Source organism: Vibrio sp. 10N.247.311.49, from assembly GCF_041467655.1.
Classification (GTDB): Bacteria; Pseudomonadota; Gammaproteobacteria; order Enterobacterales; family Vibrionaceae; genus Vibrio; species Vibrio crassostreae_C.
In genome coordinates, this window is sequence record NZ_JBFSVA010000001.1 from 35,263 (window position 1) to 50,383 (window position 15,121).

Consider the following 15,121-nt stretch of genomic DNA (forward strand, 5'->3'; position numbering starts at 1 on the left):
GCCCAGAGCCAGAGCCAGAGCCAGAGCCAGAGCCAGAGCCAGAGCCAGAGCCAGAGCCAGAGCGCCAATTTTCGAGTCACCACTCTAGCTACGCAGAAATACGCGCGGCTGAGTTTGAGGTTCCTAACCTTGAAGATGTTCAGAAACTACTCAGCCGTTTAGAGGCGACCAATGTTGTTGATGAACTGAACCTTGATGAGTTGATGGATCAGAACACCCAGAAAATCGCCCAGCAAGCAGACATGCAAATGTTTGATGCCGCGGTTGAGTCTGTTCAAGTGTTCGAAGAGCCAGAGATTCAGGATTGGAATCTTCCAGAACCCGATTTATCAATTGTTTTAGAGCCACCTGTTGAATCGCAGCAAATTGAAGAGTTACAAGCTGAATCGTTGGAGACGGAACAAGTAGAAGTTAAGGCTGTTGAGCCTGAACTTGACGTTCCTGATCCCGAGACAGTTATTGAACCCGAAACTCAAGCAGGAGGTGCTGACCAGTTTACCTCTTGGGAAAGTACGGTTCGCAAAGAAGACTTTCAAGTCTTGTATTTTGATGTAAACGGCGTGACCTTTGCGGTGCCACTTGATGAGCTTGGCGGCATCCATCGCCTTGAAGAGTTAAGTCATATCATTGGTAAGCCAGCTTGGTATTTGGGTTTACAAACCAACCGTGATAGTCAGCTAGATGTGGTCGACACCGCAAAATGGGTGATGTCTGAGAAACTATCAGGTGACGAATACAAAGAAAACTATCAATATATAGTGATGCTTGGAGAGAGCTTGTGGGGCCTGGCGGGCACAGAGCTCAAAGGCACCGAGCTACTTAATACAGACAAAGTACGTTGGCGAGAAATGGCAGGGAAACGCCCATGGCTCGCTGGTATGGTAAAAGAAAAAATGTGTGCTTTGATTCATGTTGAAGCATTAATCGCCATGCTAAACGCAGGGCTAGATGTAAAAGCATTAAGCTAGTAATAAGCATTGGGCTAACAATAAGCATCAAGTTAATAATAGTGGTCGGTAACGACGGCAAGAGGATTATCTATGTCTCATATGAGTGAAGTTGAAGTAAGAAAAGAGCAAACGAATGATGAAGTACTTCAATGGGTGACTTTCCAGCTAGAAGAAGAAACTTACGGCATCAACGTAATGCAAGTACGTGAAGTACTACGTTACAGCGAAATTGCTCCAGTACCGGGTGCTCCAGATTACGTTCTAGGTATTATTAACCTACGTGGTAACGTTGTTACTGTTATCGACACTCGTTCTCGCTTTGGTTTGATGCAAGGTGAAATCACAGACAACACTCGTATCATCGTTATTGAATCTGAGCGTCAAGTAATTGGCATTCTAGTAGATAGCGTTGCTGAAGTGGTTTACCTGCGTTCTTCTGAAATCGACACAACGCCAAGTGTTGGTACTGATGAAAGTGCTAAGTTCATCCAAGGTGTAAGTAACCGAGATGGCAAGCTACTTATCTTAGTAGATCTAAACAAACTACTAAGCGAAGACGAATGGGATGAGATGGCTCACCTGTAATGTTTGAAGCGCTTCCTTTAAGCCCTGTCGCTCTGATATCAGGCGTTGGGGTTTTTACGTTATTTATCCTGATTTTGATTAGCAAAGTAAAACGTGCGATTCAAAAGCAGCTCGATCAGTCACGCCTGCAAGTTCGTAACTTGGACAAAGAGCTTCAAAAATCGAGTAAGCAATTACTTGAGGTTCGCTCTGTTGTGGTTGGCCTTGGCCAGAAAGTGACTGAACAACAAGATCTTATCAAACATTTGAATGAACGTATTGTTGAGCTGGAACATGCGGATACCGATGGACGTTTGTACACACGTGCAACGAAAATGGTTCAGCTTGGCGCTGGGATTAACGAGTTAATTGAAGAATGTGAATTACCCAAAGCAGAAGCTGAGCTGATGATGTCTCTGCAGAACAAGCTTGCTGGTAAAGAGAAAATTCCTTCATTACGAAGCGACCCTTCATCGTACGATCAGCAACCCGATGCCTCTCGCGATCGCAGAGACCCGCCTCGACGTCGTTAAATTGAGCGCTTAATTCGTATTGAGCAATTGATGTTTATTACGTATTCCTCTTAAAAGAAGCTTCGGCTTCTTTTTTTATGCCTGTCCGATCTATATAGAACGATGTTTATAAGTGCTTGTATCTACGACAATATCTTGTTTGTTGATGAAAATGTGTAAATTGTGATGAGGTGGTAACAGTTTCTTACCGACTTTGTTCTATCGAAAACGCCTAGTCCTGTTTTGTCACCATGTTGGTGTGCTACTATAGCGCTCTCATTACTCGACTAAATTTACCTATGCTAGAAGTCTCAAATTTAACTGCTATTCGTGACGACAGGATTCTGTTTGAATCGTTGTCTTTTCAATTGAAACCAGGTGAGCTGGTTCAAGTTGAAGGTCGTAACGGTACCGGGAAAACGACACTCCTTAGGATTATTACTGGCTTAGGCGATCGCGATGACGGCACTATCTCTTGGGACGGTGAGTCTATTGAATCGAGTCGAGATGTTTATCATCAAAATTTACTTTTTCTTGGTCACCAAACAGGCGTAAAGCGCGAGCTTAGTGCTTATGAGAATCTGAGCTTTTATCAGTCGATTCACAGTGGCGGTACCAGCAAAGAAGAGCTTTACCACGCGCTGGCTCAAGTCGGGCTTGCGGGCAGAGAAGACGTACCTGCGGGGCAACTTTCAGCAGGCCAACAACGCCGAGTTGCGTTGGCTCGCCTGTGGTTGAGCAAGCAAATGTTGTGGATTCTTGATGAGCCGCTGACTGCCATTGATAAGCAGGGCGTGAAAGTTCTCGAATCTCTTTTTTCTCAGCATGCAGACAACGGTGGCATTGTGTTGTTAACCACACACCAAGATATGTTTGCTGATAGCCCGAAACTAAGAAAAATAAAGTTGGGTGAGTAATATGATCTCTTCAATGACCACGATTATCCGACGCGAACTGCTTATCGCGTTTCGACGTCAAGCGGATATCTTTAACCCTTTGTGGTTCTTCATCATTGTTATCACGCTTTTCCCTTTGAGTATTGGCCCAGAGCCAAACCTACTTGCGCGTATTGCTGCGGGTATTGTTTGGGTGGCCGCTTTGCTCTCTGCATTGCTCTCTTTAGAGCGTCTTTTCCGTGATGATTTTCAAGATGGCGCCCTTGAACAGATGATGCTGATGCCAATCCCGTTGCAGTTGGTAGTATTGTCCAAAGTCATAGCACACTGGTTGTTGACCGGGTTACCATTGATTTTAATCAGCCCATTATTGGCTGTTTTGTTGTCTTTAGATTTTGATACATGGCTCTCAGTTGTGTTGACCTTGCTGGTAGGAACACCCGCATTGAGTTTTATTGGTGCGATTGGTGTTGCGTTAACCGTTGGGTTACAGAAGGGCGGAGTCCTGTTAAGCCTGTTAATCTTGCCGCTTTACATCCCCATTTTAATCTTCGCGACGTCAGCAATTGACGCTGCGGCTTTGGGCGTTGCATACAACGGTCAATTGGCGGTGCTTGGGGCAATGTTAATGGGTGCGATGACTATGACGCCTTTTGCGATCAGTGCCGCACTTAGAGTAAGTGTGAACTGATTGGGGTTCCGTTATCGTATAGCCAATGTGAACCAAATGTGTCGATTGGACTCATAGAGTCAATAAAACTGAAAGCAAGACAAATAAAATTATTATAATTATAGCTTTAATAGCTGTAAGCAATATGAAGTAAGAGTGAGATTACAACATGTGGAAATGGCTCCATCCCTATGCCAAAGCAGAAACCTCTTATCAGCTTGCTGGTAAACTTTTGCCATGGTTTTCGATCCTAGCGCTATTGTGTCTGTCCGTCGGTACCGTGTGGGGGCTTGCATTTGCGCCTTCTGATTACCAACAAGGCGATAGCTTCCGTATCATCTACATCCATGTTCCGTCTGCAATCTGGTCGATGGGCGTTTACATGTCGATGGCGATAGCTGCCTTTATCGGTTTGGTATGGCAGGTAAGGCTATCAGACATGGCCGCACTGGCGATGGCACCGATTGGCGCTGTGTTTACCTTCATTGCGTTACTAACTGGCGCAGTTTGGGGTAAACCAATGTGGGGTGCTTGGTGGGTTTGGGATGCGCGTTTAACCTCAGAGCTGATTCTTCTATTCCTATACTTGGGTGTGATCGCACTACACCACGCTTTTGACGACCAAAAAACAGCAGCGAAAGCGGCAGGCATTTTGGCTATCGTTGGTGTCATCAACCTCCCTATCATTCACTTCTCTGTAGAGTGGTGGAATACACTTCATCAAGGCGCGACCATTACTAAGTTCGCAAAACCTTCGATCTCAAGTGACATGCTATGGCCGCTTCTTCTTAACATCTTCGGCTTCGCTTTCTTCTTTGGCGCTTTAACCATGATTCGTTTCCGTAACGAAATCATCAGTAAAGAAAGTCACCGTCCATGGGTTCGCAAGCTTGCGGCTGAAAAAGCGTAGTAGGGTAGGTAATTATGTATTTTGAATCTTTGAGTGATTTCTTAGCCATGGGAGGTTATGCCTCGTATGTCTGGAGTGCATTTGGAATCACATTCCTCGCGATGATCATTTTACTGGTCGTAAGCGTTCGTCGTGGTAAGCAATTACTAAATGAAGTACAAGCTAAGATTGATCGTCAAGCTCGTATCGATGCAGCAAAAAATATGGAGAACACTCTATGAACCCAAGACGTAAAAAGAGGCTGGGCATTGTCTTAGCGATCTTTTTTGGTATCAGTGCGACTGTTGGATTGATGGTTTACGCACTTAACCAGAACATGGATCTGTTCTACACACCAACTGAGCTGGTCAACGGCAAAGATGGTAAAAAACCTGAAGTTGGTCAACGCCTACGTATTGGTGGCATGGTCGTAGTCGGCTCTGTAAGCCGTGACAATGAATCACTACGTGTAAGCTTTGATTTGCAAGATGTAGGCCCTAAAGTAACGATTCTATACGATGGCATCCTTCCTGATCTTTTCCGTGAAGGCCAAGGTATTGTTGCTCAGGGTGTGCTTAAAAATGCAACGACAATCGAAGCGTTTGAGGTGTTGGCAAAGCACGATGAAGAGTACATGCCTTCTGAAGTTGCGGAAGCAATGAAGAAAACCCATGAGCCTTTGCAATACACGACTGAACAAAAAGAAGGAAATGCTCAATGATAGCCGAGATCGGCCATTTTGCGATGATCCTGTCCTTGGGACTTGCATTGCTGCTAAGCGTGCTCCCATTGTATGGAGCCGCTCGAAATAACACATTATTGATGAACAGCGCACGACCGTTGTCGTGGGGTATGTTCGGATTCTTAGCGATTTCGTTCTTTATCTTGTGTTACGCGTTCTACACCAATGATTTTACGATTCAATACGTAGCAAGTAACTCGAATAGCCAACTGCCTTGGTACTACCGAATTACGGCGGTTTGGGGCGCTCACGAAGGTTCATTACTGCTTTGGGTTCTTATCCAAGCGGGTTGGACAGTTGCAGTAGCGACATTCAGTCGTGGTATGCCTCAAGAGTCTGTGGCTCGCGTTTTGGCTATCATGGGTCTGATTACTGTCGGCTTCTTGCTGTTCATTATCGTGACGTCTAACCCGTTCTTACGTACATTGCCTTTCTTCCCTGTTGATGGCCGTGACCTGAACCCACTACTGCAAGATCCGGGTTTGATTATTCACCCGCCAATGCTTTACATGGGTTATGTAGGTTTCTCTGTTGCGTTCTCTTTCGCAATCGCTTCTCTAATGAGTGGTCGTCTTGATACGGCATGGGCTCGTTGGTCGCGTCCTTGGACAATCGCAGCTTGGTTATTCCTAACGGTAGGTATCGCACTAGGTTCATGGTGGGCTTACTACGAACTTGGCTGGGGTGGCTGGTGGTTCTGGGATCCAGTAGAAAACGCTTCATTCATGCCTTGGTTGGCTGGTACTGCTCTAATGCACTCACTAGCGGTAACTGAGAAGCGTGGCACATTTAAAGCTTGGACAGTACTGCTGGCTATCTCTGCATTCTCGCTAAGCTTACTAGGGACATTCTTAGTTCGTTCGGGCATCTTGGTATCGGTTCACGCATTCGCGTCGGATCCTGCTCGTGGTATGTTTATTCTAGGTTTCCTAGTCTTTGTTATCGGTGGTTCACTGCTGTTGTTTGCTATTAAAGGCGCATCGGTTCGTGTTCGCGGTAACTTCGATCTGGTTTCTCGTGAAAACGCACTGCTTGGTAACAACATCTTACTGATTGCAGCGCTTGTCGTTGTGTTAGTAGGTACGCTACTGCCATTAGTTCACAAACAGTTAGGCTTGGGCTCGGTATCTATCGGTGCACCATTCTTTGATATGTTGTTCTTCTGGTTAATGATCCCGTTCTCGTTCCTGCTTGGTATCGGTCCTCTGATCCGATGGAAACGTGACAACCTGTCTAAGCTTGTTAAACCAATGCTGATTTCAGGTGCACTCTCACTTGGCTTGAGTGCGCTAATGGTTGCTCTACTGGCTGACCGCTTCAGTGGTACTGCGTTTGCTGGTTGGGTAATGGCGTTCTGGATCATCTTCATGCACGGCTTTGAGCTGCATGAGCGTGCGACTCACCGTCATACATTCTTGAAAGGTCTAACTAAGCTACCTCGTAGCCACTGGGCAATGATGTGTGGTCACATAGGTTTAGCCGTGACAGTGATTGGTATCGCGATGGTGCAAAACTACAGCATCGAACGTGATGTACGTCTGGCGCCAGGTGAAAGCTACCAGCTTGAAGAATACAGCTTCCTGTTTACAGGGGTTCGTGACAAAGATGGTCCTAACTACGATGGTTACATTGCTGACTTTGAAATTACTAAAGAAGGCAAATACATCAACACGCTTCACGCTGAAAAACGTTTCTACACCACAGCTAAGTCTATGATGACAGAAGCAGCGATTGACCGTGGCGTAACGCGCGACCTTTACATTGCAATGGGTGAACGTTTAGACGACAACAAATCTTGGGCTGTACGTATCTACTACAAACCATTTGTACGTTGGATCTGGGCAGGTTCTTTGATTATGTCGATTGGTGGCGCTATTGCTATCAGTGACCGTCGTTACCGTTTCCGTAAGCCAATCAAAAAGTCGGCTGAAGAGCAGGAGGCTTAATTCGAATGAACAAGAAGATTTTATTCATTCCATTGATTGCGTTCATGGTTCTAGCTGGAATCTTTGCAACGCAATTAATGCGCAACCAGTCGGGCGATGACCCAACTAAGCTAGAATCCGTATTGATTGGTAAGCCTGTTCCTGAGTTTGGTCTAGAAGACTTAGAACAACCAGGTAAGTTTCATGATCAAGCGATCTTTAAAGGCGAGCCACTGCTTCTTAACGTGTGGGCGACTTGGTGTCCTACTTGTTATGCAGAGCACTCTTACCTGAACAAGCTTGCGGATCAAGGCGTTAAGATCATTGGTCTTAACTACAAAGATGATCGCAACAAAGCGGTTGGTTGGCTAAAAGAGTTGGGTAACCCGTACCTAATTAGCCTGTTTGATGGTAATGGCATGCTAGGCCTTGACCTTGGCGTGTATGGCGCGCCTGAAACTTTCCTAATCGATGCTAACGGCGTAGTTCGCTACCGCCATGTTGGTGACGTGAACCCAACCAACTGGGCATCGACGCTTGAGCCGATGTATCAAGAGTTGTTGGAGGAATCGAAATGATTAGAAAGGCACTGATTACTCTATTCGCTACGTTCGCAATTTCAGCGACTGTTTCTGCTGCGCCTATCGAGTTCCATGAATTTGATACCGTAGATCAAGAACAGCAGTTCAAAGAGTTGAGTAATACGCTACGTTGCCCTAAATGTCAGAACAACACGATTGGTGATTCGAATGCTGAGCTAGCGGTCGACTTACGCCAAAAAGTGTACGAGATGACAAAAGACGGCAAGTCTGAGCAAGAAATTATTGATTACATGATTGCTCGTTACGGTAACTTTGTAACGTACAACCCGCCACTGACCTTAGCTACATCGATCCTTTGGATTGGTCCGTTTGCGGTTGTTGTGTTTGGATTTGGTTTGATTATTTTACGAAGCAGAAAGTCAAAATCAAAAGCAGCAGTAGAGTCAGATAAAGACTGGGATGCAGACAAAGAAGCTCGCTTAAAAGCGTTACTCGATGAAGAGAACGACGGAGATAAGAAGTAATGACTCTATTTTGGATTTCTACCATTATCCTTTCGCTAGCGGCAATTTTCTTAATTGTTCTGCCTTTCATTAACAAGAAGGCAAACAATGACGAGATGCTTCGCGACGAGTTGAATAAAGCGTTCTATAAAGACCGTCTTGTCGAGTTAGAAGTAGAAGCAGAGGAAGGTCTTGTTGATAACCAACAAGAACTGATCGCTGATTTGAAACAGTCTCTGCTTGATGATGTTCCTGCACAAGAAGAGATGAAGAAGACTCAAATCTCTACGCTTGGTGTGGTTGTACCGTCGATCATTCTTGTCGTGGCTGTGACTTATGGTATGTACTTTAAGTTCGGTGCGTTGGACAAAGTTCAACACTGGCAAGAAGTGAGCTCGAACCTTCCTGAATTGTCTAAAAAGCTAATGTCATCGGAAGGTGGTGCACTAACGGATGATGAGTTGGAAGATTTGACTCTAGCGCTTCGTACTCGTCTGCATTACCAACCAAAAGATTCAACAGGTTGGTTGCTACTCGGTCGTATTGCACTGGCTAACCGCGACGCTGAAACAGCAAAAGATTCTATGGAACGAGCTTACAAGCTTGAACCTAAGAATGAAGATGTTCAGTTAGGTTTCGCACAAGCACTGATGCTTTCTCCTGATGAAGCTGATCAAAACCAAGCTCGTTTGATTTTGAGCCGTTTGATTCAAAACGATTACGTTGACCTTCGTGTGTTCTCACTGCTTGCGTTTGATGCGTTTGAGCGTCAAGACTACCCAGGTGCGGTGAAGTACTGGAGCATCATGCAGCAGATGATTGGTCCACAAGACAGTCGCTATGAAATGCTTTCGCGCAGTATTGAAAGTGCTCAGAAGAAAATGGGCGACAATATGGGTGTCGACCAAGGTAAGACTGTTGCTGTAACGCTCGATCTATCTGCAGACGTGAATGCTGACCCTAACTCAGTGTTAATTGTGTCAGTACACAGAGCTGATGGTTCTCCAATGCCTATCGCAGCGGCACGCTACCCACTAGGGACTTTCCCTCGTACGGTTGTGCTAGATGACGGCAACAGCATGCTGGAAGGGCAAGAGCTGTCTAGCCTTGAAACACTGATGGTTAGAGCTAGGCTTGATACAGACGGCAACGTTTCAACTCGCGAAGGCGATTGGTACGGTGAAAGTGAAGTGGTTGAACTGGGTGCTCCAGTTACCATTGATATCAATAAGCAATATTAATCATCACTTTGCATAGGTGTTAGCTATTCCGATTTGCAGATAAACGGTATAGACTTAGCCAAACAATTGAGGCCAGCGATTGCTGGCCTTTTTTATTATTTGAATTCCTTATGGAAAAGGTGATATGTCTGTCAGTGTTTTAAGACTCTCGAGTTTACTTTTTATCGCAAGCTTAACGGTTGGGTGTTCAAGTGCGCCGGACGAAAGTGTTGACGATGATAACCTCGAAACCTCTGAATACGTCGAAGAGTCCCACCCGAATGATCCTTTTGAAGGCTTCAACCGAGCGATGTGGGATATCAACTACGAATATCTAGATCCTTATTTAGTTCGCCCTGTTTCCCTCGCTTATGTTGACTACACCCCTGTGCCAGTACGTTCTGGTATATCCAATTTTCTAGCCAACTTAGACGAACCATCAAGCATGGTGAATAACCTTATTATGGGCAATGGTGAAAAAGCACTCGACCATTTCAATCGTTTTTGGATTAACTCAACGATTGGTTTGTTAGGCTTAATCGATATTGCCAGCGAAGCGGGGATCACCAAATACGATGATAAGTCGTTCTCTGATGCGATTGGTCATTACGGGGTAGGGAATGGTCCCTACTTCATGGTGCCGGGTTATGGCCCAATAACAACGCGTGAAGTAACTGAAACCGTTGATGGTATGTATGTGCCTCTGTCTTTCTTGAACTTCTGGGCTAGCTTAGGAAAGTGGGCATTCGAAGGCATGGAAACTCGTGCTCAGTTAGTGTCACAAGAAGCGCTGTTGGATGACTCGCCAGATCCATATGCGTTAACGCGAGATGTTTATATTCAACGTCGTGACTTTAAAGCCGAGATCGAGCCTGAAGAGGTCGACCTTGAAGAAGAAGATTTGATCGATGGTTATCTAGAAGATTACTAGAAACACGATTTAGAAAACCGATAAAAGACAGGCTCGATGTTGATGCAACATCGAGCCTTTTTAATATTTTCTACTTTTAGGGCGGTAGATTAGAAGCGGTAGTTCGCTTGGATGCCCACTAACCAGATGCTACCAGTCACTTCACCTTCGAAGTCACCACCAAATGGCGCAGAACTTGCGTCATCTTCAACCATTTTTGCGTCTTTCGCTAGGATGTAAGTGAAACCAGCGTCTAGTGTTAGTTGCTCAGACCATTGGTAGCCAGCACCAATACTTAACCAAGTGCGGTCCGTTTCAGGAATCGTCGCAGTACGGTGCTCTTCGCTTACAGCAGAAGTGTCATATGCGATACCAGAACGTAGAGCTAACTTAGGCGTCATTTGGTAAGTTGTACCGATCGCAAAGCGGTAGTTGTCTTCCCAGTTTTCTTCCTTGATCGGTACCGATTCAGTTGGGAAATCAGCAACAAGCTCTTTGAAGCTACTCCAGTTTGTCCAGTTGACGCTCGCGTGTACTGCTACTTTCTCTGTCAATTGGTGGAAGCTCGCAAGCTCTGCGGTCGCAGGAAGTGCAAGATCCATGGAACCAGGTTTGTGCGCATTAGGATTTGCCATATTGAAAGCAAACCCTTTCGCATGACCTTCAAGAGTTAAATCGACTTCAGATTTATAGGTAAAGCCTAAGCGGTTATTTTCATTGATTTGCCAAGCTGTACCTACTTGCCAACCCCATGCCGTGTCATCACCTTCCATATATTTCAGAGTAGTTCCTACAGGTAACGTACTTGCTGCCGTTGCTCCAAAGCTGCCTTCAGCCATGATGTAACGAATACCACCACCAATAGAAACGGTTTCTAGTACTTGGTAAGCTGCGTTTAGGTTTAGCTCCATTGTCGTAACACTTGCTTCGTTACCGTGGTTCGCACCACCGAAGTCTGTGCCTAGGTCTGTTTCCATACCGTAGTTGGTACCAGCAGCAAAACCTAATGCAAACTTGTCATTGTACTTATGAGAAACATAAAAGTTTGGAATTACTGCACTATGAGCGAAATCGCTAGAATTTGAAGGTGTAGAGGTGCCGCCTGATGTTGAAGTACCGTCGATATCAATATTTGGATCAACATAGATAGCGCCAACAGAAACCTGTGTGCCTTCTAGGTAAGTAAGAAGGGCAGGGTTACGCCATTGTGAACCAGCGTTGTCTGCGATTGCTGCTTCACCAGCATATGCGCGGCCAAGACCTGTTGCTGAGTATTCTGCAAGTTGAAAGCCTGCCGCGTGAGTGACGGTAGAAGTCGAAAGTAGTCCAACTGCCACTGCGGCAGATAGAAGAGTCTTATTCATTTTCATTATTATGTTCGCTGAATCATAAGTATTTAGTGTCGTGATTCTACGTTTAGAGTTATTACTTTAAAAATGAAATTCGAATAAAACAGTGTTTTAGGGATTAAATGAGTAAATGTGTTTAAGAATTAGAGAAATCATCTAAATGTTTCGGCTGTGTTGCGAAGTTTGAGCGTACACTTGTAGGCATATTTTGCCCCTGCAGGCTACAGCTGTAAGCTTAAATTGATGTTGGTCAGTAGTTTAGGCAATAAAAAAGGGTCGCATAATGCGACCCTTTGGGATTGTTAACTTTGATTATATTAGAAGCTACGGCTGTACTGTAGACCTAGTAGGATTGCATCAGCGCGTGTTGTCGCAGAGATTGATGTACCAAGAGGAGAGCTCTCGTTTACGTTTTTAACGTCTTCACCTAGTAAGTAAGTAAAGCCGAAATCAACGTTAGACGCAGTGTCGATATGGTATGTAAAACCAGCAGAGAACCATTGACGGTCAGAATCTGGAACAGACACTGATTTCAGATCATCTTGAGCTGCGATGTCATACATGTAACCAGCACGTAGATCCCAATCGTTATTCAAGTAGTAAGTCGTACCAACTGAGATGTGACCAGCGTTTTTCCACTCGTACGGAGCGTCAGGTAGTGCATTTGCTGAACCGCCAAAATCGATCTTGTCAAATGCTTTCCAACCAACCCACTGTAGAGAGTAGTGTACGGCAAACTTAGTATCTTTAAGTTTGTGGAAACCAGAGAATTCGGCCATATCTGGTAGAGGAAGAGTGATCTCTTGTCCTTTATCATCTTCAGCTGTGATCTCAGGGCTGTAACGGTAAGATAAACCAAAGCGGTTGTTTTCGTCCAGTTCGTAAACTGTACCGACATTGAAGCCTACACCCCAACCGTCTGCACCATCGATATCAACAAGGCTTCGACCATCAAGAGGTGAATTACCACCAGGAGTAACTGAAGTGCTTGTTGTACGTTTTAGCGTACCTTTACCATAAATTAGATCAAGACCAGCACCAAAGCTCCATTGATCATTCAAGCGGTATGAGCCAGCAAGACCGAAGTTAAGGCTTATGATATCGGTTTCGCCACCAAACTCTGAAGCAGCAAAATCGTTACCAAAGTCTGTAGATGTACCGAAATTAGAGTATGCGTTTACACCCCAAGCAAACTTTTCGTTTACAGGAACGATAAGGTGGATGTTAGGTGCAACTGATGTGCCGCCAGCGTCATCGTAGTTTGATGATGTTGGAGTACCTACTGGGTTCATTGCTGAAGTGTAAGTTGCATCAGATACTTTAATGTCTGTAGTGATTGTTTCAAAACCAAGAGAGAGCTCAGTTTTGTCAAACAGTGCCATTGCTGCAGGGTTACGAGCCATTACTGAAGCGTTATCTGCGATTACTGCGTCACCAGCGAAAGCACGGCCAAGACCGGTTGCTGATTGTGCGTTGAGTTGGAAACCTGCTGCCATCGCTTGCGAAGACGCCAGTGTGATTGTTACTGCTAAAAGAGACTTTTTAAACAGACGCGTGTTGTTGGTAGTCATTCATTTATTCCTTTATATATCCGCCTCTACAGGGCGATTAATTTGAGCAATTGCTCAATGGTGGCTGATCCTATTCGCAAGTATACGATATACAAATCCGACCATTGGGAATTTTGAGTGGAAAATTATGGAAATGACGCCTATCTGGCACGAAAATGGTGTGAAATGCTGTTTTTTAGAGTTTTAACTCTAGAGGTATTGGTGGTGTGAATGGTTTTGTGGTCTATTTATAAATAAAGCCCAGCAATATCAGTAATATAATTGCTGGGCCTTTTGTGACGGGGCTTTAAGAGCGAATCAGCTCATTGGTTTGATCATTTTTGTCAGCTTTTCGGCGATTTTGGAAACATCCTCACCATTTTCACCCACAAGGATTAAGCTGCTGCCATCTACGGGTGTTACCGAGCCGGACATGCCTTTTTCATCAAAATCGATAGGTTTGTCTGTTGGAATACCGGTTAAAAACAGTGTTACTTTGCCTTTTGCGCCTTGGAAGACCATATGTACTGCGTTGGATTTACCAAAGCCACAGTGGTTTAGGTAATAAACATGGTAAGGGAAAGCGTCATCAAACTGAAAAGCAAATGGGTTCATTTTTGCGTTGATCTGCTGCGATGTAACCTGTTCATCGATGCTACTAACAAAGCTCTTCTCATCAACAACATGCTTCATCGCTGTATCAACTAAACTAGCTTGCGCAGGTGAAACGAATGCATTTCCCCAATTCACTTGGCCAACTAATAAACCTGCAACGAATGCTACTGAGGCGGCCATTGCCATTGCTCGTCTCGCAAACGTTGGCCTTACTACTTTGCTTTCTTCGCTTGAGGTCTGATTGAACAGAATACGATCAGCAAGATCGTCTGGCACATCCACATTCATCGCAGAGTGGATCTGTTTATCAAGCGCTAGTACATCGTCTAAGAAGTTACTATTGGCTTCGCTATTCGCGGTCGCATCAACAATATCTTGTGTACGTTGTTTAGGTTCCGACAATACACGACGACGAAATTCCAAATCATCCATTATGTTGCCCCCTCTCTGCCTCTTCTGTATCCAACAGCTCTTTCAACTGATTTCGAGCTCTGAATAAACGTGTCATCACCGTGTTTTTGTTGAGATCGAGAATATCGGCAATCTCATCACCACTAAAACCACCAATCACTTGCAAGAAGAGAGGTTCACGGTAATCAATTTCAAGTTTCATGATCTGGGCTTGCAACCACTGATGCTGATGGTGCGGGTCATCACTGACACTAGCATCGTTACCGTGATCGTCGATATCAACCAGATCAAACTGTTTGCGTTCAAAACGTCGAGCGTTCTCGCGTCTCAAGATGGTAATCAGCCAAGATTTGGCGGCTTTTTCATCTTGAAGGCTATCGAGTGACTTCCATGCACGAAGGCAAGTTTCTTGAACTAAGTCTTCGGCAATGCTTTTGTCTTTGCATAACCAATAGGCGTAGCGAAAGAGGTCACGATGATAGGCGCGCACAAGTGCTTCGTATTTTCTTTGTTTGTCCATATCAGAGTTGACCGGACGCTTGGCTGTTTTCTTTCCAAACATTTTTATTATTGACACACGAGCCTCCATAATTGCTCTGCGTATAGCTGTCCTCTATACGTTGTGCTTCGTTTTTATATTTTTAGAGCTAACGATCGGCAGGAAATCGTAAAATCACATTAAAATTGATCTACTTCAAAATCTAAGGCCTCGAACCCGTTATAGTACACCTTGTCGTCTAGTTAGTCATTCGTGGCTAGCATGTTGAGCAAGACGACACTTCCTTTTGAAGGCTGACTTTACTTTCTCCTAATCAGGAAACTGATTATTTCAATTGGCGCTAAGTTAATTGCTTTATATACATTCCGACCACA

Annotated in this window: 17 protein-coding genes; 13 read left to right on the forward strand and 4 right to left on the reverse strand. The window is 44.8% G+C overall.

What is annotated here, in order from left to right:
- The 13 genes from AB6E54_RS00175 to AB6E54_RS00235 form a co-directional block, all read left to right on the forward strand.
- Window positions 1–968 (forward strand): chemotaxis protein CheW (locus AB6E54_RS00175; RefSeq protein ID WP_372168697.1); only part of this gene is annotated, 968 nt, incomplete at its 5' end.
- Window positions 969–1,040: 72 nt separating this feature from the next.
- Window positions 1,041–1,535 (forward strand): chemotaxis protein CheW, encoded by a 495-nt coding sequence (locus AB6E54_RS00180; RefSeq protein WP_017064109.1) that lies wholly within the window; start codon window positions 1,041–1,043, stop codon window positions 1,533–1,535.
- Window positions 1,535–2,047, forward strand: coding sequence for a DUF2802 domain-containing protein (locus tag AB6E54_RS00185; RefSeq protein WP_017060660.1), 513 nt, complete (start codon window positions 1,535–1,537; stop codon window positions 2,045–2,047). The genes AB6E54_RS00180 and AB6E54_RS00185 overlap by 1 nt, the downstream gene beginning before the upstream one ends.
- A 278-nt stretch (window positions 2,048–2,325) precedes the next feature.
- Window positions 2,326–2,943 carry a cytochrome c biogenesis heme-transporting ATPase CcmA gene (ccmA, locus tag AB6E54_RS00190; RefSeq protein WP_017060659.1) on the forward strand — a complete coding sequence of 206 codons (618 nt, stop codon included), beginning with the start codon at window positions 2,326–2,328 and terminating at the stop codon, window positions 2,941–2,943.
- 1 nt (window position 2,944) lies between these two features.
- Entirely contained in the window at window positions 2,945–3,613 is a 669-nt protein-coding gene (gene ccmB / locus AB6E54_RS00195) for a heme exporter protein CcmB (RefSeq protein WP_017060658.1), read from the forward strand.
- A gap of 148 nt (window positions 3,614–3,761) precedes the next feature.
- Window positions 3,762–4,502 (forward strand): heme ABC transporter permease, encoded by a 741-nt coding sequence (locus AB6E54_RS00200; protein ID WP_017068974.1) that lies wholly within the window; start codon window positions 3,762–3,764, stop codon window positions 4,500–4,502.
- A 14-nt stretch (window positions 4,503–4,516) separates the two neighbouring features.
- Window positions 4,517–4,723: a heme exporter protein CcmD gene (gene ccmD / locus AB6E54_RS00205; RefSeq protein ID WP_017060656.1), complete on the forward strand. Its 207-nt coding sequence runs from the start codon at window positions 4,517–4,519 to the stop codon at window positions 4,721–4,723.
- Window positions 4,720–5,202 carry a cytochrome c maturation protein CcmE gene (gene ccmE, locus AB6E54_RS00210; RefSeq protein WP_017064106.1) on the forward strand — a complete coding sequence of 161 codons (483 nt, stop codon included), beginning with the start codon at window positions 4,720–4,722 and terminating at the stop codon, window positions 5,200–5,202. The genes ccmD and ccmE overlap by 4 nt, the downstream gene beginning before the upstream one ends.
- On the forward strand, window positions 5,199–7,169 hold the full coding sequence (locus AB6E54_RS00215) for a heme lyase CcmF/NrfE family subunit (protein ID WP_136979573.1): 1,971 nt from the start codon (window positions 5,199–5,201) through the stop codon (window positions 7,167–7,169). The genes ccmE and AB6E54_RS00215 overlap by 4 nt, the downstream gene beginning before the upstream one ends.
- A 5-nt stretch (window positions 7,170–7,174) precedes the next feature.
- Complete coding sequence (locus AB6E54_RS00220) at window positions 7,175–7,726, forward strand: DsbE family thiol:disulfide interchange protein (RefSeq protein ID WP_017060653.1); 552 nt, start codon at window positions 7,175–7,177, stop codon at window positions 7,724–7,726.
- The gene (locus AB6E54_RS00225) at window positions 7,723–8,214 is read left to right on the forward strand and encodes a cytochrome c-type biogenesis protein (RefSeq protein ID WP_065583667.1); all 492 of its coding nucleotides are present in this window, start codon (window positions 7,723–7,725) and stop codon (window positions 8,212–8,214) included. The genes AB6E54_RS00220 and AB6E54_RS00225 overlap by 4 nt, the downstream gene beginning before the upstream one ends.
- Complete coding sequence (ccmI, locus tag AB6E54_RS00230) at window positions 8,214–9,434, forward strand: c-type cytochrome biogenesis protein CcmI (protein ID WP_136982081.1); 1,221 nt, start codon at window positions 8,214–8,216, stop codon at window positions 9,432–9,434. Before AB6E54_RS00225 ends, ccmI begins: the two co-directional genes overlap by 1 nt.
- Window positions 9,435–9,558: 124 nt before the next feature.
- A complete protein-coding gene (locus AB6E54_RS00235; RefSeq protein WP_017064102.1) occupies window positions 9,559–10,344 on the forward strand; it encodes a VacJ family lipoprotein in 786 nt (261 codons plus the stop codon).
- Between the two features lie 89 nt (window positions 10,345–10,433).
- Here AB6E54_RS00235 and AB6E54_RS00240 read toward each other — a convergent pair whose 3' ends face one another.
- The 4 genes from AB6E54_RS00240 to AB6E54_RS00255 form a co-directional block, all read right to left on the reverse strand.
- The gene (locus tag AB6E54_RS00240; protein WP_108209303.1) at window positions 10,434–11,693 is read right to left on the reverse strand and encodes an outer membrane protein transport protein; all 1,260 of its coding nucleotides are present in this window, start codon (window positions 11,691–11,693) and stop codon (window positions 10,434–10,436) included.
- 296 nt (window positions 11,694–11,989) lie between these two features.
- The gene (locus AB6E54_RS00245) at window positions 11,990–13,243 is read right to left on the reverse strand and encodes an outer membrane protein transport protein (protein WP_372106533.1); all 1,254 of its coding nucleotides are present in this window, start codon (window positions 13,241–13,243) and stop codon (window positions 11,990–11,992) included.
- Between the two features lie 297 nt (window positions 13,244–13,540).
- Window positions 13,541–14,269 carry a DUF3379 domain-containing protein gene (locus AB6E54_RS00250; protein WP_017060647.1) on the reverse strand — a complete coding sequence of 243 codons (729 nt, stop codon included), beginning with the start codon at window positions 14,267–14,269 and terminating at the stop codon, window positions 13,541–13,543.
- Window positions 14,262–14,810 (reverse strand): sigma-70 family RNA polymerase sigma factor, encoded by a 549-nt coding sequence (locus AB6E54_RS00255; protein WP_017060646.1) that lies wholly within the window; start codon window positions 14,808–14,810, stop codon window positions 14,262–14,264. The genes AB6E54_RS00250 and AB6E54_RS00255 overlap by 8 nt, the downstream gene beginning before the upstream one ends.
- Window positions 14,811–15,121 lie beyond the last annotated feature (311 nt).